Origin of the sequence: Haloarcula regularis, from assembly GCF_029338315.1 — an archaeon.
Classification (GTDB): Archaea; Halobacteriota; Halobacteria; order Halobacteriales; family Haloarculaceae; genus Haloarcula; species Haloarcula regularis.
The window spans coordinates 3205265-3227287 of record NZ_CP119794.1; the positions used below are offsets into that span (position 1 = coordinate 3205265).

Genomic DNA, 22023 nt, shown 5'->3' on the forward strand with positions numbered 1-22023 from the left:
TCAGGCTTTCCCCCTCGACGGCGAGAGTCGATGTATGGAGAAGTCGGCCGGGGGGCCACCGCAGGATGGGGACAGTAGTACGGATGACACAGATCGACCGGCGGCGGATGCACGACAGTCACCGCCGGCCCTGCTCGAGACGCTCGCGGCCCGGGTTCCGGAGCCGACCGTCGTCGTCGGCCCGGACCTCGACATCGTGGTCGCGAACGACCGCCTGACCGACTTGGTCGGGCTCTCGCCGTCGGTGCTCGTCGGCGAACCGGTGACCTGGCTCTTCCCGTCGCTCTCTCAGACCGCCATCGAGGAGAACTGCCGCGCGGAGACCGGCGAGTACCTCCGTTCGCCCCGCGACGGAGCCGACGGCGACGGGTGGGTCGAGCTCGCCTTCGACGAGCACCGCTGGGACGACCGGACGTACTACGTCGGCGTCGCCCACGACGTGACCGACCGCCACGAGCGCGAGCAGATGCTCGAACAGTACGAGCGCATCGTCGAGACCATCGAGGACGGCGTCTACACGCTCGACGAGGCGTTCACCATCCAGACGGTCAACAGCGCCGTCGAGTCGATGACCGGTCACGCCGCCGAGGACCTCGTCGGAGAGAGCGCGATGGTCCTGGCCGACGAGTCGACGCTCGAGGAGGCGGCGAGACTGGCCGAGGAGATGCAGTTCGGGGACCGGGAGGTCGGGACGCTGACGACGGAACTGACGACGGCGGACGGCGGGACGCTCCCGGTGGAGACGCGCTTTACGACCTACGACCTCGACGACGGCCGGTTCAGACAGGTGGGCGTCGTCCGTGACATCTCTGAGCGCCGCCGTCTCGAGCGGACCCTCGCGGCGCTCCACGACGCGACGCGGTACCTCCTGCGCGCCGAGACCAAGTCGGAGGTCGCAGAGCACATCGTCGCCACGGCGACGGACGTGCTCGACCTGCCCGAGGCCTCGATGTTCCTCTTTCACCCCGGGGAGAACGTCCTGAAACAGACCGCAGTCTCCGGCCACGATGGCGAGCACGCGACGACTCGGCCCGTCACGCCCGACAGCGGCCTCATCTGGGATACGTTCGTCGACAACGAACAGGTCTCGTTCGGCCCGGACAGCGACCTGGAACTCGGCGGGACTGACCGGTACCGAGTTGACGGGCATCGCCCTCCCGCTCGACGACCACGGGGTGTTCCTCGTCCGGACCGACGGGGAGGTAGACTCGCGGGTCCGCGAGATGATCGAGCTGCTCGCTGCCAGCGCCCAGGCCGCGCTGGCCAGGGTCGACCGCGAGCTGACGCTCCGCCAGCGCGAGTCGGAGCGCCGGTCCCAGAACCGTGAACTGCGCCAGCTCAAGGAGGTCAACGCCATCATCAGGCGCATCGACAGGGTGCTGGTGGAAGCCGAGACGGTCGAAGCCATCGAACAGGCCGTCTGTGACCAGCTGGCGGCGTCGGAGCTGTTCTCGCTGGCCTGGATCGGCCGCCAGGACGGGGGGGGAATTGAGTCCCCGCTCCTGGGCCGGCGACTCCGCGCGGTACCTCGACAGTATCGACCGCTCGGTCCACGCCGAGGGCGGCCCCCCGTCGGTCCGGACGAGCCAGGCCGAACGGATGACCGTCGTGCCCGCCATCGGCGACAGTCTGCGCGACGGCGCCTGGCGGACGGCGGCCATCTCACGGAACTACCAGTCCGTCATCAGCGTGCCGCTCCAGTACGACGAGTTCGTCTACGGCGTCCTGACGGTCTACTCCGACCGCTCAGACGCGTTCGGCGAGATGTTCCAGTCGGTGTTTGCCGAACTGGGCGAGAGCATCGCGAACGCGATACGCGACGTCGAGTCCCGACAGCGGGAGGCCGCCGACACGGTGCTCGAACTCGACCTCTCGCTGGGAGCCACCGACACCCTGCTCGTCCAGCTGGCAGACGCCCTCGACACCACTGTCACCTGTGACGGGGCCGTGCCCCACGAGGGCGAGGCGACGCGGCTGTTCATCGAGGTCGAGGGACCCGGACGCCGACGTGGCCGAGACCATCGCGTCCATCGTTAGTGTCGAGTCCGTCACCGATCTCTCGGTGGACGACGACGTCGACCGGTACGAACTCATCGTCGACGGCCCGACCGTCGCGGGGACCCTGACCGAACTGGCGGCGAACCTCTCGTCGCTGACGGCGACGGCGCGGGGCATCGAGGTCACGCTGCACCTGACGACCGACGTCGACGTCCGGGAGTTCGTCGAGCGACTCCAGCGACGCTACCCCGAGACGCAACTCGTCGCCCGTCGGGAGCAGACAGTCCCTCACCGGACCCACGACGGTATCCGCGCGGCGCTCGAGGAGCGACTCACCGACCGGCAACTCGAGGTGCTGCAGACGTCGTACCTGAGTGGCTTCTTCGACTGGCCGCGCAAAGCACCGGCCAGGACGTCGCCGACATGCTCGACGTCTCCCAGCCGACGGTCAACCGGCACCTGCGCGTGAGCGAGCGGAAACTCATCGAACTCCTCTTCGACGACGTCTGAGACAGACCCTGACCGGGGAGCTATACACATACGCCCCCCGCCGAGGGCAGTGAATCTGATTAGCCGGAATCTGTTTTTCGGTATCCCCGGTACGGTAGCCCGTCGAATCACGAATGACCGAAACAACACTCGTCTACCGACCCGCGCCGAACGAAGCGCTCTCTGATACCGTCGTCCGTGCCGTCGCGGACGCGAAGGACGTCGACCCGCTGGACCTGGACGCTCGCGTCTACGACGCCGTCGACCCCGACGCCCTCGACAGGCTGTTTACCCCCACAGGCGACGGGTCGGCCCGCCAGGGGATGGTCGCCTTCCCCATGGCGGGCTGTCGCGTCGAGGTCCAGAGCGACCACGCCGTCCGCGTGACCCCGCCCCGCTCGGCGGAACTCTCCGCCGAAGTCCGCGCCTGAGCTCGCCCGCGCCCGCTGACTCATTCTCACTGCCGAGTAAGCGCCCGTTACTGGCCGAGACGCCCCCTCCACCCTGCCCTCCGATTCCCCGCAGACGGCGGCTGCCGTGTTCGCCCGCCGGTATGTCTGTCTTACTCCACTGGTAACTGGTACGTATCTTATCAATTACCGGGTCGACCTGGTACGTACCTGTCTGTTAACAACTTCCTTCCCGTAAGAACATCCTTACGTGGGTGTCCGACACGTGGTGATATGGGATGCGCAAGCGATGTCACGGGACGTCCGCCGGGTATGGGACGCGTCGGCGGACTTCCCCGAAGTAACGCCGTGTTACCACTTCTCACGAGGGCGGTACAAACAGGTTATCAGTCGTCGCCGGGCCGCCTCGATGCGCGGGTGTGAGTGATGAGCACCGACAGCCAGCAGGTACACCCCCCCGGACTTCTTCGACCGGATCCAGCGCGTGACGCTCCCCGACCGCGTCACCGAACTCGTCGACGAGTACGAGCAGGTCTGTGGCGAGCGCGACCGGTTCCTCTGGCGGTGGATCTACTCGCTCTTCCCGGAGTTCACGCTCTCGTCGGTCGACCCCGCCCACGCCGACCACGTGCGCACGCAAAAGACGATACTGACGATGTACGTCACGGTCCTCGACGACCTGGTCGAGAACCACGGTGACCGGGCGACCTTCGAGGAGGCGCGGCGACTGGTCCGCGCGCCGGACACCGTCGACCCCGACCGGGCGGCCGTCGACGAGGCGTACTTCGCGTTCATCGAACGGCTCTGGACGGAGTTCACCGCCGGCCTCGAGGACGCCCCCCGCCGCGACGAGTTCGCGGACGTCTTCGACTACGACATCACCCAGACGCTGAACGCGATGGACTACAGCGCCGTCGTCAACGAGAACCCCCGCATCGCGAACCTCAGTGGGGCCGAGCGCTACGACGCCCACAACATGGTCATGTTCCCGTACGCCGCCGTCGACCTGATGTACTCCCCAACCTTCGACCTCGCGGACTACGGGACCCTGCGTGACCTCCTGTGGGACCTCCAGGAGATGGCCCGCATCGGCAACTGGCTGACGACGTGGGAGCGGGAGGTCCGCGAGGACGACTTCACCGCCGGCATCGTCGTCCTCGCCCTGCAAGAGGGCATCGTCTCGCCCGACGAACTGGCGGGTACCGACGAGCAAAAGGAAGCGGTCATCGAGCGCATCAAGAGCCAGAACCTGGAACAGGTGTTCCGTGACCGCTGGGCTGACCGGTACCGCGCGGTCAGGGACCGGCGGACCGACGCCGACAGCGTGGACCTCGACGCCCTCGTCGCCGGGATGGAGACGGTCTTCGAGTACCACGTCGCCAGTCGCGGCTACAAGTAATCCGGCGTCTCGACCGGACTGGGGTGGGTTCGCGGGACGGTCGCGGGCGGTCTGAAACCTGCAGCACGTTTTATTGTCGGCTGGTGTGAATTACAGACATGATGACGTTCGCGCGAGCGAGCGACTGATACCTATGTCCGAGACCAAGCCACACCAGAACCTGGCCATCATCGGCCACGTAGACCACGGCAAGAGCACCCTCGTCGGCCGACTCCTCTTCGAGACCGGGAGCGTCCCCGAACACATCATCGAACAGCACCGCGAGGAGGCAGAAGAGAAAGGCAAGGGCGGCTTCGAGTTCGCCTACGTCATGGACAACCTCGCCGAGGAGCGCGAGCGGGGCCTGACGATCGACATCGCCCACCAGAAGTTCGACACCGACACGTACTTTTTCACCATCGTGGACACGCCCGGCCATCGGGACTTCGTGAAGAACATGATCACTGGCGCGAGCCAGGCCGATCACGCCGTCCTCGTCGTGGCCGCCGACGACGGCGTCCAGCCACAGACCCGCGAACACGTCTTCCTCTCGCGGACGCTCGGCATCGAGGAACTGGTCGTCGCCGTCAACAAGATGGACATGGTCGACTACGACGAGGACCGATTCCGCGAGGTCGTCGAGGAGGTCAAAGAACTGCTCAACCAGGTCCGGTTCGAGACCGAGGACGCTTCGTTCCTGCCCATCTCGGCGTTCGAGGGCGACAACGTCGCCGAACCGTCCGAGAACACACCGTGGTACGACGGGAAGACGCTGCTGGAGACGCTGAACAACCTGCCCGAACCCCAGCCACCGACGGACGCGCCGCTGCGCCTGCCGATACAGGACGTCTACACGATCTCGGGCATCGGCACCGTCCCGGTCGGCCGCGTCGAGACCGGCATCCTCAACACCGGCGACAGGGTCTCCTTCCAGCCCTCGGACGTAGCCGGCGAGGTCAAGACCATCGAGATGCACCACGAGGAGGTCCCGAAGGCGGGCCCCGGGGACAACGTCGGGTTCAACGTCCGCGGGGTCGGCAAGGACGACATCCGCCGCGGCGACGTCTGTGGCCCGGCCGACGACCCGCCGACGGTCGCCGAGACCTTCCAGGCCCAGATCGTCGTGATGCAACATCCATCCGTCATCACGGCCGGCTACACACCGGTCTTCCACGCCCACACCGCACAGGTCGCCTGCACGTTCGAGTCGCTGGACCAGAAACTCGACGCCTCGACCGGCGAGGTCGCCGAGGAGAACCCGGACTTCATCGAGAACGGCGACGCCGCGGTCGTCACCATCCGCCCGCAGAAACCGCTGAGCATCGAGCCGTCCTCCGAGATTCCGGAACTTGGCTCCTTTGCCATCCGCGATATGGGGCAGACCATCGCCGCCGGCAAGGTCCTCAGCGTCAACGAGCGGTGAGCGGCCCGCGCCCCTGTGGCCGCCTCAGTCGTCGGCGACGAGCGGTTCACCCTCGTCGGCCATCAGGCGGTCCATCGCGTCCACCATCGCGCGCACGGACGCGCGAGTGATGTCCGAGTCGCTCGCGGAGACGGCCACGTGGTCGTCGCCGCGGGACATCTCTATCTCGACGGTGACGACGGCGTCGGTGCCGCCGGTGATGGCGTCGACGTGATAGTCCTCGAGCGTCGCGTCCGCGGCGTGGGATAGCGCCGTCTCGGTGGCGTTCATCGCGGCGTCGACCGGGCCCGAGCCGACCGAGGCCTCCTTGCGTTCCTCGCCGTCGACCGAGAGGCGGACGCTCGCGGTCGGGGTGTCGGACCCGGAGACGGCGGTCAGCCCCAGGAGCTCGACGCGGCGGTCCGTGGCCTGGCCGGTGACGTCGTCGGCGATGGTCAGCAGGTCCGCGTCGGTGACGCGCTTGCCCCGGTCGCCGATCTCCTTGACCCGGGCGACGATCTGGGCCAGCTGGTCGTCTGTGACCTCGACGTCGTGTTCGTCCAGCGCGGCCTTGACGCCGGCGCGCCCGGCGTGCTTGCCAAGCGCGAGACGGCGCTCGCGGCCCACCTTCTCGGGCGGGTACGGTTCGTACATCGAGTCGTCTTTCAGCGTGCCGTCGGTGTGGATGCCCGACTCGTGGGTGAAGGCGTTCTGTCCCACCACTGCTTTGTTCGGGGCAAGCGGGATGCCGGTTCGGTTGGCGACGAGCTCGGCGAGGTCGTACACCTCGGTCAGGTCCATCGTCTCGACGCCGTAGCCGTGCGAGAGCGCGATGGCCACCTCTTCGAGGGCGACGTTACCCGCGCGCTCGCCGATGCCGTTGATGGTGCCGTGGACCATGTCCGCGCCCGCGGCTACGGAGGTCAGGGCGTTCATCACCGCGAGGCCGAGGTCGTCGTGCGTGTGGGTGCTGACCGGCCCGAGCTCCGAGAGCCGGGAGACGCTCTCGAGCGCGCGGTCCGGCGTGGCGTGGCCGACCGTGTCGGCCCAGCAGATGCGGTCCGCGCCGGCGTCGAGCGCCGACCCGAGCAGTTCCTCGAGATAGTCTAAGTCGGCACGGGAGCCGTCCTCGCCGATGACCTCGACCCACAGGTCGTGATCGGTGGCGTACTCGACGAGATCGACCGTGTTCTGGACGTTTTCAGCCTTCGAGGTCCCGACCTTCTGCTCGACGTGCTTGTCGCTCGCGGGAACGACGAGGGAGACCCCGTCGACGCCACACTCCAGCGCGAGGTCGACGTCGTTACGGATGCCCCGGCAGAAGCTCGTCACGGCCGCGTCCAGGTCGAGTTCGGCGACCCGCGAGATGGTCTCGCGCTCGCCGGGCCCGGTACACGCGCTCCCGGCCTCGATGACGTCGACGCCGGCGGTGTCGAGTTTGCGGGCGATGCGGGCCTTGTCGTCGGGCGTCAGCGAGACGCCGGGGGCCTGCTCGCCGTCGCGCAGGGTCGTATCCAGAAACTGTACCTCACCGACGTCGTCGAGGGGACGCGTCGCTGGGTGGTCCCCGAACAGTGTGTGCTGACTCACAGAAAGGTCACTTCCGTCACTCTTGGGGGCGAATTTCGCGCCCAGCCGCCTCGCGGCGACTTCCTCTATCCTCCGTCGGGTGTTCCGACATTGTACTCTGACGTGACACGCTCACACTATAAAAAGTGACGGATACGCGCCGCGGTCAGGGCTCGACGACGACGGTGTCCCCGACCGCCACGTCCTCGGCCGCCCCGGCGGGCAGTTCCAGGACCGTGTCGGCCTTCGCCCACCCGAACGAGCGCCAGGGCTGCATCGTCCTGACCTTCGTGACCTCGCCGTCGGCGATCCACACCACGTCGATGGGGAACCGGACGAACAGCATGTGAATAGAGCGCCGGCCGACCCGGTCGAAGGGGAACACGAGGCCGTAGTCGTCGGGTATCGACCGGCGGAGCATCAGCCCGCGGCCCTGCTGGAGAAGCGAGTCGGCCCGCTCGACGTCGGTAGCCAGCGGCCGGGACGCCCCCGCCGGGTCGTGGACGATGCGCATACCCGTCGTCTGGAGCGAGACGGAGTTAGATGTTCTGTCCGCGGCGGCGGTGACTGGTGGATTCTTACCGCGTGGGAATCCGTCCCCGTTTTAATGCCACTGGGCGTGTCCGTTCCACTGATGACTCGGCTGTCCGGTGTGAGGGGCGAGGTGCTATCCCACTCGACGCGGGTGACGGGAAAGCGCTGGCGGTGGCTTGGCGGCCTGGTGCTGCTCGTCCCCGGTATCGCGGTCGGTATCGCGACTGTCGTACAGCTGTTCAACTCCGGGGCCCCGGCGCGCTGGCGACTCGTGACCGGGGCGGCGCTCTTCTGTCTCAGTCTCCCGCTGGTCGTCGGCGCCGCCTGGCTCGCCACGAGTGACTACGAACCGGCAGCCGTCAAGCGGGTCGTCTCCTGGTCGCTGGCCGGTTCGCTCCCCATCACGGTCCTGGCGCTGGTGGTCGTCGGCTACCAGCAGGCACACGGCGTCACGCTCGCCGACCCCTGGCTCGTCACCGCGTGGGTCGCGGGGACGGGGGCGGTCGGCGGGTTGCTCACCGGCGTCTACGACGTCAGCAGAGAACGCGAGCGGGTCCGCAGCACCCGCGCAGAGAACCGCCTCAGCGCCATCGTCGAGGCCTCGCCGGTGGCCGTCATCGCCATCGACAGTGACGGTATCGTCCAGACGTGGTCGAGCGGGGCCGAGCGGCTGTTTGGCTGGACGGCCGAGGAGGTGCTGGATGAACCGTATCCGCTGGTGCCCGAGGACCGCCGCGAGGAGTTCCGCCGGCACAAACAGCGCGTCGACAAGGGGTACGTCATCGACGGCATCGAGACGCAGCGACAGCGCAAGGACGGGGCACTCGTCGACGTGAGCCTCTGGTCGGCCCCGATCAACGACCCCGACGAGTCGGTGTCCGGACACATGATCGCCATCGCGGACGTGACCGACCGGAAACAGCGCGAACAGCAACTCGCGGTGCTCGAGCGTGTCCTCCGCCACGACATCCGGAACACGGTCAACGTCATCGAGGGGCGGGGCGACCTTCTCATGCGGGACCTCGACGACGAGGCCAACCTGGCGGCGGCCAGCCGTATCGTCGAGCGGGCCCGGCGACTCGAACGGCTGAGCGAGAAGGCTCGCGACGTGACCAACGTGCTCCGGGGCGGCGAGAACGCCGGCGTCGTCGACGTCGTCGACCTGCTCCGGGAACAGCGCCGGCGCATCGGCCGGGAGTACCCCGACTGTGACATCCGCCTGGACGGGCCGTCGTCGGCCACCGTCGCCGGCGACCAGCGCCTGGGCATCGCCATCCGCGAGGCCGTCGAGAACGCCGTCGTCCACGGCTACCAGGAGACGCCGGACGGGGACCCGGCCTACGTCAGTCTCGAGGTGCGACACGAGGACGAGTACGTCGTCGTCACCGTCACCGACACCGGGCCGGGGATTCCCGAGCGGGAACGCAAGCCACTCTCTGCCGAGACGGAGACGAGCCTCCAGCACGGCAGCGGCATCGGCCTCTGGTCGATTCACTGGCTGGTCCGGAGCCTCGGCGGCGAGGTGACCATCTCCGACCGCGACCCCCACGGCGCGGTGGTGACCCTCCGGCTGCCGGAAGCTCCGGAGTCGCTCCTGGTGCCCGACAGCCGGCGGACAGATTGATTACCGTCGCTCCCGGACCGACGGACATGGAGAAAGCGCCCGGCGGAACCTCGGTCGGAGTCGACGACCCGTACGCGCACGTCGACCGGTGTGACTTCGTGACCGACGAGGGGAAGTGCCGCTGGGCGCGCGAACACGGCCACCACGATCCGGCGTTCGCGAACGCGCGCAGCGCCGACGGCTTTCGCTGTCCCGCCGCCGTCGGCCAGGCCGAGGACGCCGACGGAACGGCCACCGGCACCGGACGGGCAGAGCCCGAGTGGAAGTGGGCCGACTGTCCACACTTCCGCTGTCGCAACCACGAGCGGGCCTGCGTCCGGTGTGGACTCGAGGAGCGCCGGATGGCCCACGCCGACGAGCGCCCGCTCCTCGAGGAACACCACCTCTCGTACCGCGACGGCGCGAGCGACGACGACCTGGACCACGAGATAACCGTCTATCTCTGTCGGTGGTGTCACGCCAAGGTCCACGGCTCGTGGGCGCGCGTCGACGACGACGCGGCGCCGGACCCCGAGGCCATCGCCGAACAGGAGGGCCGACGTGCCAGGGAACAGTCCGAGCTGGGGTTCGAGTCGGCCGCCGACCGCTATACTGATGACGCCTGACAGGTTCCTGTCGGCATCGCTACGTGTGTCTGCCTGAGAGTATCATATCTGATATCGAGGACTGTAACGATTAAGTCCCCGCTCGGGAAATAGGTCGCCACCCGTGAAGGCTCCGGAGGTCTCGAAGCGGTCCCTTGGAATGGGGTACGTGGTGGGGACGGGCGTCGTGCTCTCGCTCGCGCTCGTGCTCCACGCCATCACCGCGATGCAGGTCGGCCTCTATGCACTTCTGGTCGTCTGTTCGGGACTGGTCCCGGCGCTCTCGCTCGTCGGGGCGAACTACTGGCTCCCCCGGAGCGGCCTCGACGGCGAGGAGGTCTGGACCGTCGCCGAGTGGGGTGGGTTCGGCATCGCCGTCCTCACGCTCGCGAACGTCGCGGTTCTCCTCTCCGACGTCGAACTCGTCCGGTACGTCCCGGGCCTCCTCGCCAGTAGCATCGCCGTCGGCGGGTTCGTCGGCATCCTCGTGGGTGCCCTGCTCGAACTCCGCCGCTCGGCCCGTCGCCTCTCACAGAGCAACGACGTGCTCAACCGCGTCCTCCGCCACGACATGCGAAACGACCTCAACGTGGCGCTTGGCCACCTGAGCCAGCTCGAACGGACGGCCGAGGGCGAGACCGCCGACCACGTCGACCGGCTCCGGGAGACCATCGACGACATGGCGACGACGACGGAGAAGGCCCGGCAGATAGACGTGGCGCTCGCGGCCGACCGGCGGTCACAGCGCCCCGTCGACGTGGTGCCGTACGTCCGGGACCGCGTGGCGGCGGTCCGGCGGGCCTACCCCGAGGCCACCGTCGAACTGGACTGCCCCGACGAACTCGTGGTCCACGCGGACTGGCTGCTCGGGACGGTGCTCGACAACCTCGTCGAGAACGCGGTGGTCCACAGCGAGGGGACCCCCTCGCTCAGCGTCGTCGTCGAGCGCCGTGGCACCACCGCATACGTCCAGGTCCGCGACGACTGCCCTGCCATCCCGGACGCGGAGCTCGACGTCTTCTCCGCCGGCGGCGAGACGCCACTGCACCACTCGAAAGGTGTCGGGCTCTGGCTGGTCACCTGGGTCGTCGAGAGTTACGGCGGCGACGTCTCCTTCCGGAACACCGAGTCCGACGGCAACGTCGTCGAACTCGAGCTCCGGACTGCCAGCTGGGTCGAGCGCCGCCGGTGGCACGGCTTACTCGACCGCTGAACCCGACCCGGTATCAGGAAATATATACGCGACGATGGCATTGCCGAGAGTAATGACCCGTATCGCCGTTATCGACAACCACGGGCAGTTCACGCACTTGGAACAGCGTGCGCTGCGCGACATGGACGTCGACGTGGACCTGCTTGACAACACGACGCCGGCCGACGAGATCGACGCCGACGGCGTCGTCCTCTCGGGTGGCCCGGACATCGAGGACATCGGCAACTGTCCCGACTACCTGGACCTGGCGGTGCCGGTCTTTGGCATCTGTCTCGGGATGCAGCTCATCGCCCAGGAGCTGGGCGGCCGGGTCGGCGGCGGCGACTACGGCGGCTACGCCGACGTCACCGTCGAAATCCTGGACGAGTCGGACCCGCTCGTGGGATCGCTCTATCCCGAGACGCGGGTGTGGGCCAGTCACGCCGACGAAGTGAAGGAGGTCCCCGACGGCTTCGAGCGGACCGCGACCTCCGACATCTGTGGCGTCGAGGCGATGAGCAACACCGACGCGGACATCTACGGCGTCCAGTGGCACCCGGAGGTGGCCCACACCGAGGAGGGCGAGGAAGTCTTCGAGAACTTCGTCGCCCTCTGTGAGCAGCAGTCGGTCGCCCGGCAGTGAACCGCGTCAGACGCAGGCTATTTATCGGCACACGGGGTTTGGTTGACACATGACGGCCACACAGGGGAACCTCGCCAGTCTCTCCCGCTTTATTTTCCGGGCCCCGAACTGGTACTCGAGTCTCACCTTTGCCCTGTTGCTCGCCGCCTTCACCGGTATCGCCGCCTTCGACTCCCGGTTCGTGCTGGACGACGCCTGGCAGGGCGTGTTCTATATCGGTCTCCCGACGGCTATCGCCGGCGCCGTCACGCCCTGGGTCGACCGCCGCTTCGGCGGGCAGCTGACCCCGAACCGCGCGTCGCTGCTCGCGCTCATCTGTGAGCTCGTCACCATCGCCTTCCTCACCGTCGCGGGCGTCATCGCGCTCGTCAGCCCCCGACTCGGGCAGAACTTCGTCTTCGACACGCTGCTGGTGGCGCTTGCCTCCATCTTCGCGTTCCGTCTGCTCATCCTGATGGCCGTCTCCCGGCACTCGCTGCTGGCGGCGGTGGTCCCCGCGAGCGTCCAGACGGTAGCCGCGGCCGCCCTGCTGGCCATCTACAGCGGCGCGACGGCGTTCATCCTGGACAACCCGGTGCTGCGGGAGATGCTGGCCCGCGCCGAGCAGGCCCCGCCCGAGATACAGGGCCTGATTCCCGCCGACTTCGCCCTGCTGGCGGCCATCTGTGCGTTCTACGCGCTGGCGGTCTGGGCGTTCCTCGTCGTCATCGACCAGCCATGGCGCTCCTCGCTGGGCGTCTCCGCGCTCGACTTCCTCCGTGGGTTCATCGGCCACATCGCCGAGGGCTCGGACGAACTCGAGGAGTTCTTCGAGGACATCGGCGAGGAGGCGTTGGTCCCGGTGACCGTCCTCTCGGTGCGCCGACCCGGCGGCGAGGAGAAGGCCCGGTTCGTCCTGCCGATGATTCATCCCGGCCCCATGGGCGAGATCGGCGGCGGGAACCTCCCCAAGCGAGTCGCCGACGACGCCGACGGGCTTGCCTTCCCGCCCCACGCCACCGCCGGCCACGACTTCAACCTCGTCACCGAGAAGGAGGTCGACACCATCCTCGAGACGGCACAGACGGCGTACGACCGCATCGAGTACACCGAGGCGGCGACGGCCGGCCACCGCCTGACCGAGGGCGAGGCGACGCTGACCGGGCAGGCCTTCGGCGACGACGCCTTCGTCGTCACCACCTACGCCCCCGGCTTCGCCGACGACGTGGAGTACGCCGTCGGCCTCTCGGCGATGTCCGAGGCCCGCTCGGGCGGCCTGGACGACGTCTTGCTGGTCGACGCCCACAACTGCAACGACGGCCTGGAGGGCGACGACCTGGGCCACGTCGTCCCCGGGAGCCAGCGCTCGTTCGACATGATATACGGCGCTGGGGAACTGGGCGACCTGCTCGCCGACGCCGACACGGGGCCGCTCCGCTGTGGCGTCGCCTGGGACGAGACCCCCTGGGAACCCGCGGAGGGCATCGGCCCGCTGGGGATCCGGGTCTGTGTCTTCGAGGTCGACGGCCAGACGACGGCTTACGTCCTGGTCGACGGCAACAACATGGAACCGGGGCTGCGCGACAACATCGTCGACACCGTCGACGGCGTCGACATGCTGGAGGTGATGACCAGCGACACCCACATCGTCAACACCGTCGAGGCCGAAAACCAGGTCGGCCAGGCCATCCCGCCCGCCGAGATCGTCGCCCTCATCGACGACCTGGTCGACCGGGCCGTCGCCGACCTCGAATCCGTCGAGGCGGGGATGGAAAGCGAGACCGCCGAGGTCACCGTCTTCGGCAACGACCGCACAGAGACGCTGGCCTCGACGGCCAACGCGATGGTCTCGCTGGGTGGAGCCCTCGCGGCGGCGTTCATCCTCGCGGTGATGGCCGTCAGCGTCCTCATCTTCTCGCTGACCGGCTTCTAGCGGGTTCAAGAGATAAGGGACCCCCGGTCGTTGGATGGGCACATGACGCTCACGGACGCCGTCAAGAACAGCTTCGTCTCCGGGCTCATCCTGTTGACGCCGCTCGTGGTGACCCTCTTTGTCCTCCGGATTCTCGTCAACTGGTCGCTCCAGTTCGTCGACCCCGTGGTGCAGGGTACGCGCCTGACACTGTACACGGGCAACGAGGTCGCCGCCCAGCTGGTCGCGGCGGTGCTCATCCTCGCCGCCATCACGCTCGTGGGGTATCTCGCCCAGAAGAGCATCGGCCAGCACCTCTTTGGCAACATCGGCCGCACCGTGAACTTCATCCCCCTGGTCAACACGCTCTATGCCAGCGTCCGCCAGGTAGCGACGTCGCTCGTCGAGCGCAACACCGGCTACGAGGGGGTCGCACTCGTCGAGTACCCTCGCGAGGGCGTCTACGCTATCGGCCTGGTCACCGGCGACGGGCCCCCCGAGATGGAGGCCGTCGCCGACGAGGAACTGTACGCCGTCTTCCTGCCCCACAGCCCCAATCCGACGGCCGGCCGACTCCTGTATCTCCCCGGCGACCAGGTCCACGAGATCGACATGAGCGTCCGCCGCGGGATGCGACTCGTCGTGACGACGGGGATGGGTGCCGAGTCCGAGTCGAATCTCCTGCCGGAACTGGCCGAGGAGAACGGCCTCGAACCGAAGAACTGACCGCGCAGTCGCGCCGCTCGTCGGCTCGAATCTCGACGGCGTTTCCACTCACCGGCGTGGGTCGTAGAAAACGCCGAGGAGGAGATTTGAACTCCTGAGTCCGTGAGGACAGTTGCTCTCGAAGCAACCGCCTTGGCCAGGCTAGGCTACCTCGGCTCACCCTATCGTTCCCCGCTGTTGTCTTTAGTGGTTTCGATTCTCAGCGACCGGTCAGGCCCCCGCGTCCAGTCCCGCGAGGGCCTCCACGAACGGCTCGCTCAGGTCGCTGTGGTGGTGGACCATCTTCCACTCGCCGTCCTCAAGGCGATAGACGTTGGTCGCCCGGTACTCGCCCTCGATGGGCGTGTCCGCGACCCGCATCGAGACGTGCTCCGTCGCGAGCTCGTACGCCAGGTCCCCGAAGACGCGAAGGAGCTGGTCGGTTCGCGTGATGTTCCCGTCCGACGCCAGGTCGGCGACGGCGGTCCACGGCTCTCTGACCTCCTCCCAGCCGACTTCGCGGCCGCCGATGGGGTGCATCGTCGTCACGTCGTCCGCGTGCGACCACACGTCCGGCATCGCGCTCGCGTCACCGTTGGCCATCTGTTCCAGCGCCTCGTAGAATCGGTCGGACGCTGCTCGAACACCGGCTTCCGGCGCTGCTTGTTCTGTTGCCATTGTTTACCTCAGGTGACTAACACGTCCCGAGCAGATATACTGCTATCAATGATTGTGCACGGATACGTCCGAGTCCGTCACCACTCGGACACCGGATTAGCACCCGAGACTCGACGGCGGCTCACGAGTCGTCGGCCGCGTCCACGTCGCCGTATCCGCCACCACCCGGCGTCTCGACCCGGACTGTCGTCCCGGCCGCCACGTCGCGGGTCACCTTCGCGCCGACCGGCTCGCCGTCGACGACGTTGCGGCCGGTGGCCCCGTCTTCCCCTCCCGCGAGGCCCCACGGGGCGTGGCGGCGGCGCTCGGTCAGCAGGGAGACGGTGGCGGCCGTCTCGACGCTGACCTCCCGCACGAGTCCGTCGCCGCCGCGGTGGGCGCCCGCGCCGCCGCTTCCGTGCCGGAGACTGTACTCCTCGACGCGAAGGGTAGGCCGCCTCGAGTGCCTCGACGGGCGTGTTCAGCGTGTTGGTCATCCCGACCTGGATGCCCGAGGGGCCGTCGGCGTCGCTCGTCGCGCCCATCCCACCGCCGATGGTCTCGTAGTAGCTGAACGACGGGCCGCCGACGATGAGGTTGTTCATCGTCCCCTGCCCGGCCGCCGGGACGCGCTCCGGAGCGGCGTCGGCCAGCGCCCGGAAGACGACGTCGGTGACCCGCTGGCTGGTCTCGACGTTCCCACCGACCACTGCGGCGGGTGGCGCCGGATTCAGGAGGGACCCCGGCGGCGCGTGGACCGAGACGGGGTCGTAACAGCCCTGGTTCGGCGGTACGTCGGGGTCGGTCACGCACCGCACCACGTAGTAGACGGCGCTCTTGGCGACCGATAGCGGCGCGTTGACGTTCCCGTCGACCTGTGGAGCGGTGCCGGCGAAGTCCACGTCGAGGTGGGCGCCCTCGACGGTCACCGTCACCTCGATCGGGATGTCGGCGTCCGTGACGCCGTCGCCCTCCATGACGTCGCTGGCGGGGTAGGTGCCGTCGGGAATCTCCTCGAGTTCGGCCTCGACCCGGTTCCGGGAGTACTCCCGGACGGCCGCGAACGCAGCGAGCAGGCGGTCGCCGTGGTCGTCGAGCAGCTCCCCGACACGTTCGGCCCCCCGCTCGTTGGCGGCGACCTGGGCACGGAGGTCGGCCCGGCGCTCGGCGGGATTGCGGACGTTCGCCGCCAGCAGGTCCCAGACGCCGTCCTGTCGCTCGCCGTCGGCGACGAGGCGCAGCGGCGGAATCCGGACGCCCTCCTGGTGTATCTCGCGTGCGCCGGCCGGCATGCTCCCGGGGGCCATCCCGCCGACGTCGGCGTGGTGGGCCCGCGAGACGGCGTAGCCGACGACGTCGTCGTGGGGGACGATGGGCGAGACGAGCGTGACATCCGGCAGGTGGGTCCCGCCCTCGAAGGGGTCGTTGAGGATGAAGACGTCGCCGGGCGCCGGGCCCTCGTCCCGGACCGCGTCGACGGCCTCGGGCATCGCGCCCAGGTGGACGGGGATGTGCTCGGCCTGGGCGACCAGGCGGCCCGCGGCGTCGAACAGCGCCGTCGAGCAGTCCAGGCGCTCGGTGATGTTCGGGGAGAAGGCGCCGCGGACGAGCACCTCGCCCATCTCCTCGGCGACGCTCTCCAGCTGGTTGCGGAGTATCTCGAGTTCGACGGCGTCGAGGTCCGGCGTCATGCCTCGCCCTCCAGGTGGAGCGTCCCGCGGTCGTCGACGGCCAGCGACCACGCCGGCGGGACCACGACGGTGCTCTCGCCGCCCTCGACGACGGCCGGACCGGGCCGCTCGGTACCGGGCGCCAGCCCCGCCCAGTAAAGCACCGGCGTCTCGCACCACTCGCCGTCGAAGCGGACCTCGCGGCGACCGGCGTCCGCGTCGGTCGTCGCCGCGTGCGACAGCGGCGGCATCGCGTGGTCGACCGTCGCCCGCGCCCGGAGCGTCACGATTTCGACCGGTTCCTCGGGCAGGCGGTAGCCGTGGGCGCGCTCGTGGGCCGCGTGGAACCGGGCCCCGAGCGTCGCGCGGTCGAAGTCCGCGACGTCGACGCCCAGTTCGTAACTCTGGCCGGCGTACCGGCAGTCGGCCTGGAAGGTGACCGTCGCCGCCCCCGGGTCGGCGGCGTCGGCCAGCGCCTCGGCCGCGAGGTCCTCCAGTACGTCCTCGACGGCCTCGGTGTCGGCCTCGTCGAGGCGGGTCCGATAGGTCCGGGCGGCGTCGTGCTGTTCGTCGGCGGCCAGCAGGCCGAGCGCCGAGAGGACGCCGCTGGCCCGCGGGACGACCACGTGCCCGACGCCCAGACGGTCGGCAAGCGCCGCGGCGTGCATCGGACCCGCGCCGCCGAAGGCCGCGATGGCGAACTCGCGGGGGTCGTGGCCCCGCTCGGCGGTCACGCTCCGGATGGCGCGGGTCATCGTGGCGTTCGCGACGGTGTAGACCCCCTCGGCGGCCGCGAGGGGACCGTCGAGGGCCGCGTCCGCGGCGAGGTCGGCGAGCGCGTCGGTCGCCGCGCAGGCGTCGAGTTCGAGCCCCTCACCGAGCGTGGTGTCGGCCCCCAGGTACCCCAGCTCCAGGGCGGCGTCGGTCACTGTCGGGTCCGTGCCGCCCTTGCCGTAGCAGGCCGGCCCGGGGTCGGCGCCGGCCGATCGGGGGCCGACGCGGAGCGCCCCGCCCTCGTCGACCCAGGCGACGGAGCCACCGCCCGCGCCGACCGTCTCGACGTCGACCATCGGGACCCTGACCGGGCGCCCGCCCACGCCCGCGTCCGTCGTCCGCTCGACGCGCCCGTCCCGGACCAGCGAGACGTCGCTCGAGGTCCCGCCCATGTCGAAGGTGACCAGCCCCGCGACGTCGTCGGGTTCGAAGGCGCTGGCGCCGACGACACCGGCCGCCGGGCCCGACAGCGCCGTCGTCACGGCGTTGTCCCGGACTGTCTCGACCGAGGCGATGCCGCCGTTGGACTGCATCACCATCGGGGCCGGCAGGTCGCGCTCGTCGACGCCCGCCGAGAGCCGTTCGAGGTACTCGCCGACGACCGGCGTCAGCCCGGCGTCGGCCACCGTCGTCGCGGTGCGCTCGAACTCGCGGAACTCCGCCAGCACCTCGTGGCTAGCCGAGACCGGGACGTCGAGCTCCTCGCGGAGTATCGCGGTGATCGTGCGTTCGTTCTCGGGGTGGGCGTAGGCGTGCAGGAAGGCGACGGCGACAGCCTCGGCCTCGATGTCTCCTGCGAGTGCCCGGACGGCCTCGGGGTCGACCTCGCGGTCGATGCCCTCGGTCGTTGCCCGCTCGTCGACCTCGTAGCGGCGCTCGTCGGGCACCAGCGGCGCCGGGCGGTCGGAACCCGGGTCGTAGAGGTCGGGGCGGTCCTGGCGGCCGATGGCCAGCACGTCGCCGAACCCCGCGGTGGTGACGAGCGCCGTCTCGGCGACCCGCTCCTCCAGCAGCGCGTTGGTCGCCGCCGTCGTCGCGTGCCGGAAGGTGTCGACGACCGACAGGTCGACGGCCGCCTGCGCGCAGGCCGTCTCGATGCCCTCGAGGACGCCGGCGTGCTGGGGACTCGTCGTCGGCACCTTCGCCGTCGTCATCCCGGAAGGCGTCACCAGGACCACGTCGGTGAAGGTCCCCCCGACGTCGACGCCCACCCGAACCGAATCGTGCATACGCCCCGTCGGACCGCCGGCGGGAAACGCTCCTCACACGGGCCCCCTTTCGGAGGGCCTGGGCACGTGGTCCCGCAAGAGATTTGCCCGCTGCGGGGGACGGTTCTGGGGTGACACGTTCATCGACACCGGTCCGCGTCGGCGTCGCCGGCTGTGGGTTCATCGGGCAGACCGTCGGGGGCGACTTCCAGTGGGACGACCGCGCCTCGCTGGTCGCCATCGCCGAGGTAGACGACGAGACCCGCGAGTCCGTCGGCGACGATTTCGGCCTCCCGGCGACCGGTCGCTACGACGACTACGAGCGGATGCTCGCCGATGCCGACCTCGACGCCGTCCTCGTCGCGACGCCCCACACCCTCCACTACGAGCAGGTCGTCGCCGCGATGGACCGGGGCCTGCACGTCCTCTGTGAGAAGCCGCTCGCGACGGATCTCGAGCACGCGCGGGACCTCACAGACCGCGCCGAGTCGGGCGAGGCGGTCCTGATGGTCGGCTACCAGCGCCACCTCGAGGACGGGTTCCGCAAGGCGCGCGAGCGGTGGGCGGCCGGCGACGCCGAGCCCCGCTTCGTCACGGCCGAGATAACCCAGCGGTGGATCGAGGGGGTCGGCGGCACCTGGCGGACCGACGCCGACCACTCCGGCGGCGGGTTCCTCTATGACACCGGGAGCCACATCCTCGATGCCATCTGCTGGACGACCGGGCTGACGCCCGACTGGGTCAGCGCCGAGATGACCTTCCACGACGACGCCCGGCGCGTCGACTCGCGGGCACTGGTCACTATCGGCTTCGAGAACGGCGCGACGGCGACGGTGTCGCTGTTCGGTGACGCCCCGGCCGTCCGCGAGCACATCCACATCTGGGACGACGACGGCGCGGTGTACCTCGACGGCCGGGAGTGGGAGCCCCGACGGTACCGGGAAGTCGACGGCGACAGCACGACTACGACACCCTACATCCGTCCGTCGGAGTGGAGCAAGGCACAGGCGTTCATCGACGCCGTCGTCGAGGGCCGTGACCCGCCAGCCACCGCTCGCGACGCGCTGGTCGTGACCGCGATAACGGAGGCGGCCTACGAATCGGCACGGACCGGCGAGAAAGTCACCCTCTCGCTGTGACCTAGCCCCACGTCCAGTGTGTGTCCAGCGAGTAGCGATAGATGCCTGTCAGCGCGATGGCCACGGCGTTGGCGACGAGGTACTCCTGGCTGCCCCAGGTGACAAGCGCAAAGAGGATACCAAGCTGGATGGGGATGGCCGTCCCCCGCACGAGGTTCGTCTTGCCCATCCCGACGAAGTACTCCCGGAGCGTCGTGTGTCGCGATCGGTGGAACGTCCAGTGGTTGTTGAGGACGTACTGGAAGATGATGGTCAGCTCGATGGCGACGAACGCGCCGACGAGGTAGTTCGCGCCGCCCAGGTCGACGAACATCCACAGGAGCAGCGTCTGGACACCCGCGGCTGTCAGCCCGACGAGAAAGAACCGGACGAGCCTGTCAATCCGGACTGGCGACCGCTGGGCGAGCGCCATTCGTCGCTACTGGTAACCGAGCGCCCTTAGTCTTGCCGTTATCTCGTCTGACGCCTGGCCGTCGCCGGGCTCCTCGCCCGCCGAGCTCTCGCTGGCCGCCTGGAGTCGGTCCGCGTGCTCGCTGACGGCCCGCGAGAGGCGGTCCAGCACCGGCGTCGGCGCGCGCTCGGCCGTCGCCTCGGAACACAGGTCCCGCTGTTCCCCGGGATCTGCGTCCCGGTCGTACAGCTCGCGGTGGCCGGAGTCGGTGTGTTCGATGTAGGTCCAGCGCTCGTCGCGCGCGCTGAGGAGCAACTCGCCGTCGTCGAGTCGGCGCGGGATGGGCTGACTTGTGACGCTCTCGCCCCGCACGGCCGCGGAGACGATCGGCGTCTGGTCCGCGAGCGGTGCCGCCCCGTCGAGCGCCCCGACGAGCGACGGCCCCTCCCACGCCTCGGCGGGAGCGACGCCGAGCAGGTCACAGACGGTCGGCGGAATCGAGTCGAGGCCGACCGGGGCGTCGATCGTCCCGCTCGGTCCCCCCGGCCGGGAGACGAACAGCGGTACGTCGACGAGCTCGCGGTACAGTTTCGGGTAGTGCGCGAGGTGGCCGTGTTCGAGAAACTCCTCGCCGTGGTCGCCGGCGACGACGACGGCCGTCTCGTCGGCGAAGCCCTCGGCCTCGAGCGTCTCCATGATGCGGCCGACGCTGGCGTCGACCTGCCGGACGGTGGCCGCGTACAGCGTCTCCAGCGTCTCCAGCGTGCGCTCGTCGACGTCCCAGCCCAGTCCGGTTCGCACGTGGGAACTGAGCATCCGGACGACGCTCAGGCGGGCGTCGGCAACCTCGCGGAGGTGTCGGGGGGCGGGCACGTACGGCGTGTGCGTGTCCATGTAGTGGATCCACAGGAAGAAGCCGTCCTCCGTCTCCCGGAGGAACTGGACCGCGTTGTCCTCGAGATCGCCCATGCGCGAGATGTCGGCGAACGGGCGGTCGTCTGACCCGCCGCTGAGTACCGTCGCTGCACGGCGGAACGGCGACGTCGCCAGCTGGACCCACGCCTGGACGGTCGGATGGGCCGCGAGGTACTTGCTGTATCCGCCGCTGTCGACGAACGGTTCGAACTCGTCGAAGCCGCGGTCGTACCCCCACGGGTCTGTCAGGAACCCGTTCGCGGCGTTGAACCCCGCCGTCGCGAACCCGGCCTCGGAGAGCCGTTCGGCTATCGACGGCGTGGACGCCAGGCCGATGTCGGGGCGTTCGGCAAAGACCGGCCGGGACCCGAGGATGCTGGGGAACGAGAACGGCGTCCAGTTGCCCTGTGCGAACGCGTTCTCGAAGACGACGCCGCCGTCGGCCAGGTCGTCGAGCACCGGCGAAACCCCGTCGTCGTTATCCAGCGCGTCGGCCCGCAGCGAATCGACGGTGACGAGGACGACGTTGGTTGCGGCGGGGCCCGACATCTACGCCACCTCAGCGCCGTGTCCGTGCCAGCGTCCCCGTCCGCGGCCACACAGAGAGAGAATGACAGCAGTATCGACCTTCCCACGACTTCGTAGCCACATACCTAGTACACTGCTCACGAAGTACTGAATCTTCTGGTTTCCCGAGAGAACCGTCGAACGGCGTCTTCGTGGATGGCTCCGGATTCAATATGGATTTTACCTACCGCGGGCGGTTTATCCCGTCCGGGACAACCTGGCGAGTGCAACGATGCAATACTGCCCTCCAACCCAGCCGTGTTCGAGTACACGCCACCAAATT

The 22023-nt window shown here is 68.9% G+C and carries 19 protein-coding genes, 1 tRNA gene and 1 pseudogene; 13 read left to right on the top strand and 8 right to left on the bottom strand.

What is annotated here, in order from left to right:
• The first annotated feature begins 34 nt into the window (after positions 1-34).
• The 6 genes from P1N55_RS17300 (at position 35) to tuf (ending at position 5698) form a co-directional block, all read left to right on the top strand.
• Positions 35-1327: a PAS domain-containing protein gene (locus P1N55_RS17300; protein WP_276276729.1), complete on the top strand. Its 1293-nt coding sequence runs from the start codon at positions 35-37 to the stop codon at positions 1325-1327.
• A 161-nt stretch (positions 1328-1488) separates the two neighbouring features.
• Positions 1489-2037, top strand: a complete 549-nt coding sequence (locus P1N55_RS17305; RefSeq protein ID WP_407067185.1) for a GAF domain-containing protein — start codon at positions 1489-1491, stop codon at positions 2035-2037.
• Positions 2009-2467, top strand: coding sequence for a bacterio-opsin activator domain-containing protein (locus tag P1N55_RS20050; RefSeq protein ID WP_407067186.1), 459 nt, complete (start codon positions 2009-2011; stop codon positions 2465-2467). The genes P1N55_RS17305 and P1N55_RS20050 overlap by 29 nt, the downstream gene beginning before the upstream one ends.
• Before the next feature lie 154 nt (positions 2468-2621).
• The gene (locus tag P1N55_RS17315) at positions 2622-2918 is read left to right on the top strand and encodes a HalOD1 output domain-containing protein (protein WP_276276730.1); all 297 of its coding nucleotides are present in this window, start codon (positions 2622-2624) and stop codon (positions 2916-2918) included.
• 463 nt (positions 2919-3381) lie between these two features.
• Complete coding sequence (locus P1N55_RS17320) at positions 3382-4296, top strand: hypothetical protein (RefSeq protein ID WP_276276731.1); 915 nt, start codon at positions 3382-3384, stop codon at positions 4294-4296.
• A 133-nt stretch (positions 4297-4429) separates the two neighbouring features.
• Positions 4430-5698, top strand: coding sequence for a translation elongation factor EF-1 subunit alpha (tuf, locus tag P1N55_RS17325; protein WP_276276732.1), 1269 nt, complete (start codon positions 4430-4432; stop codon positions 5696-5698).
• 24 nt (positions 5699-5722) lie between these two features.
• Here the strand turns inward: tuf and P1N55_RS17330 are convergent, their stop codons facing one another.
• Positions 5723-7267 (bottom strand): (R)-citramalate synthase, encoded by a 1545-nt coding sequence (locus P1N55_RS17330; protein WP_276276733.1) that lies wholly within the window; start codon positions 7265-7267, stop codon positions 5723-5725.
• 145 nt (positions 7268-7412) lie between these two features.
• The gene (locus P1N55_RS17335; RefSeq protein ID WP_276276734.1) at positions 7413-7760 is read right to left on the bottom strand and encodes a DUF192 domain-containing protein; all 348 of its coding nucleotides are present in this window, start codon (positions 7758-7760) and stop codon (positions 7413-7415) included.
• Between the two features lie 120 nt (positions 7761-7880).
• Here P1N55_RS17335 and P1N55_RS17340 point away from each other — a divergent pair, with 120 nt between their 5' ends.
• The 6 genes from P1N55_RS17340 to P1N55_RS17365 all read left to right on the top strand — a co-directional run bounded on the left by P1N55_RS17340 (position 7881) and on the right by P1N55_RS17365 (position 14440).
• Positions 7881-9404: a PAS domain S-box protein gene (locus P1N55_RS17340; RefSeq protein ID WP_276276735.1), complete on the top strand. Its 1524-nt coding sequence runs from the start codon at positions 7881-7883 to the stop codon at positions 9402-9404.
• A gap of 26 nt (positions 9405-9430) precedes the next feature.
• Entirely contained in the window at positions 9431-10009 is a 579-nt protein-coding gene (locus P1N55_RS17345) for a DUF7097 family protein (protein WP_276276736.1), read from the top strand.
• Between the two features lie 103 nt (positions 10010-10112).
• The gene (locus P1N55_RS17350) at positions 10113-11201 is read left to right on the top strand and encodes an ATP-binding protein (protein WP_276276737.1); all 1089 of its coding nucleotides are present in this window, start codon (positions 10113-10115) and stop codon (positions 11199-11201) included.
• A 52-nt stretch (positions 11202-11253) separates the two neighbouring features.
• Positions 11254-11823: a GMP synthase subunit A gene (locus P1N55_RS17355; RefSeq protein ID WP_276276738.1), complete on the top strand. Its 570-nt coding sequence runs from the start codon at positions 11254-11256 to the stop codon at positions 11821-11823.
• A 49-nt stretch (positions 11824-11872) separates the two neighbouring features.
• Entirely contained in the window at positions 11873-13735 is a 1863-nt protein-coding gene (locus P1N55_RS17360; RefSeq protein WP_276276739.1) for a DUF2070 family protein, read from the top strand.
• A 42-nt stretch (positions 13736-13777) separates the two neighbouring features.
• Positions 13778-14440: a DUF502 domain-containing protein gene (locus tag P1N55_RS17365; RefSeq protein WP_276276740.1), complete on the top strand. Its 663-nt coding sequence runs from the start codon at positions 13778-13780 to the stop codon at positions 14438-14440.
• 71 nt (positions 14441-14511) lie between these two features.
• Here the strand turns inward: P1N55_RS17365 and P1N55_RS17370 are convergent.
• The 4 genes and pseudogenes from P1N55_RS17370 to P1N55_RS17385 all read right to left on the bottom strand — a co-directional run bounded on the left by P1N55_RS17370 (position 14512) and on the right by P1N55_RS17385 (position 18749).
• A tRNA-Ser gene (locus tag P1N55_RS17370) sits at positions 14512-14596 on the bottom strand.
• Between the two features lie 54 nt (positions 14597-14650).
• Positions 14651-15097 (bottom strand): YybH family protein, encoded by a 447-nt coding sequence (locus tag P1N55_RS17375; RefSeq protein ID WP_276276741.1) that lies wholly within the window; start codon positions 15095-15097, stop codon positions 14651-14653.
• Between the two features lie 121 nt (positions 15098-15218).
• Positions 15219-16767: pseudogene (locus P1N55_RS17380) on the bottom strand (hydantoinase B/oxoprolinase family protein).
• The gene (locus P1N55_RS17385) at positions 16764-18749 is read right to left on the bottom strand and encodes a hydantoinase/oxoprolinase family protein (RefSeq protein ID WP_276276742.1); all 1986 of its coding nucleotides are present in this window, start codon (positions 18747-18749) and stop codon (positions 16764-16766) included. Before P1N55_RS17385 ends, P1N55_RS17380 begins: the two are co-directional and overlap by 4 nt.
• A 110-nt stretch (positions 18750-18859) precedes the next feature.
• Here P1N55_RS17385 and P1N55_RS17390 point away from each other — a divergent pair, with 110 nt between their 5' ends.
• Positions 18860-19867: a Gfo/Idh/MocA family protein gene (locus P1N55_RS17390; protein ID WP_276276743.1), complete on the top strand. Its 1008-nt coding sequence runs from the start codon at positions 18860-18862 to the stop codon at positions 19865-19867.
• A gap of 1 nt (position 19868) precedes the next feature.
• Here the strand turns inward: P1N55_RS17390 and P1N55_RS17395 are convergent, their stop codons facing one another.
• Both P1N55_RS17395 and P1N55_RS17400 read right to left on the bottom strand, forming a co-directional pair.
• Entirely contained in the window at positions 19869-20279 is a 411-nt protein-coding gene (locus tag P1N55_RS17395) for a GtrA family protein (RefSeq protein ID WP_276276744.1), read from the bottom strand.
• 6 nt (positions 20280-20285) lie between these two features.
• Positions 20286-21722, bottom strand: coding sequence for a sulfatase (locus P1N55_RS17400; RefSeq protein ID WP_276276745.1), 1437 nt, complete (start codon positions 21720-21722; stop codon positions 20286-20288).
• Between the last annotated feature and the right edge of the window lie 301 nt (positions 21723-22023).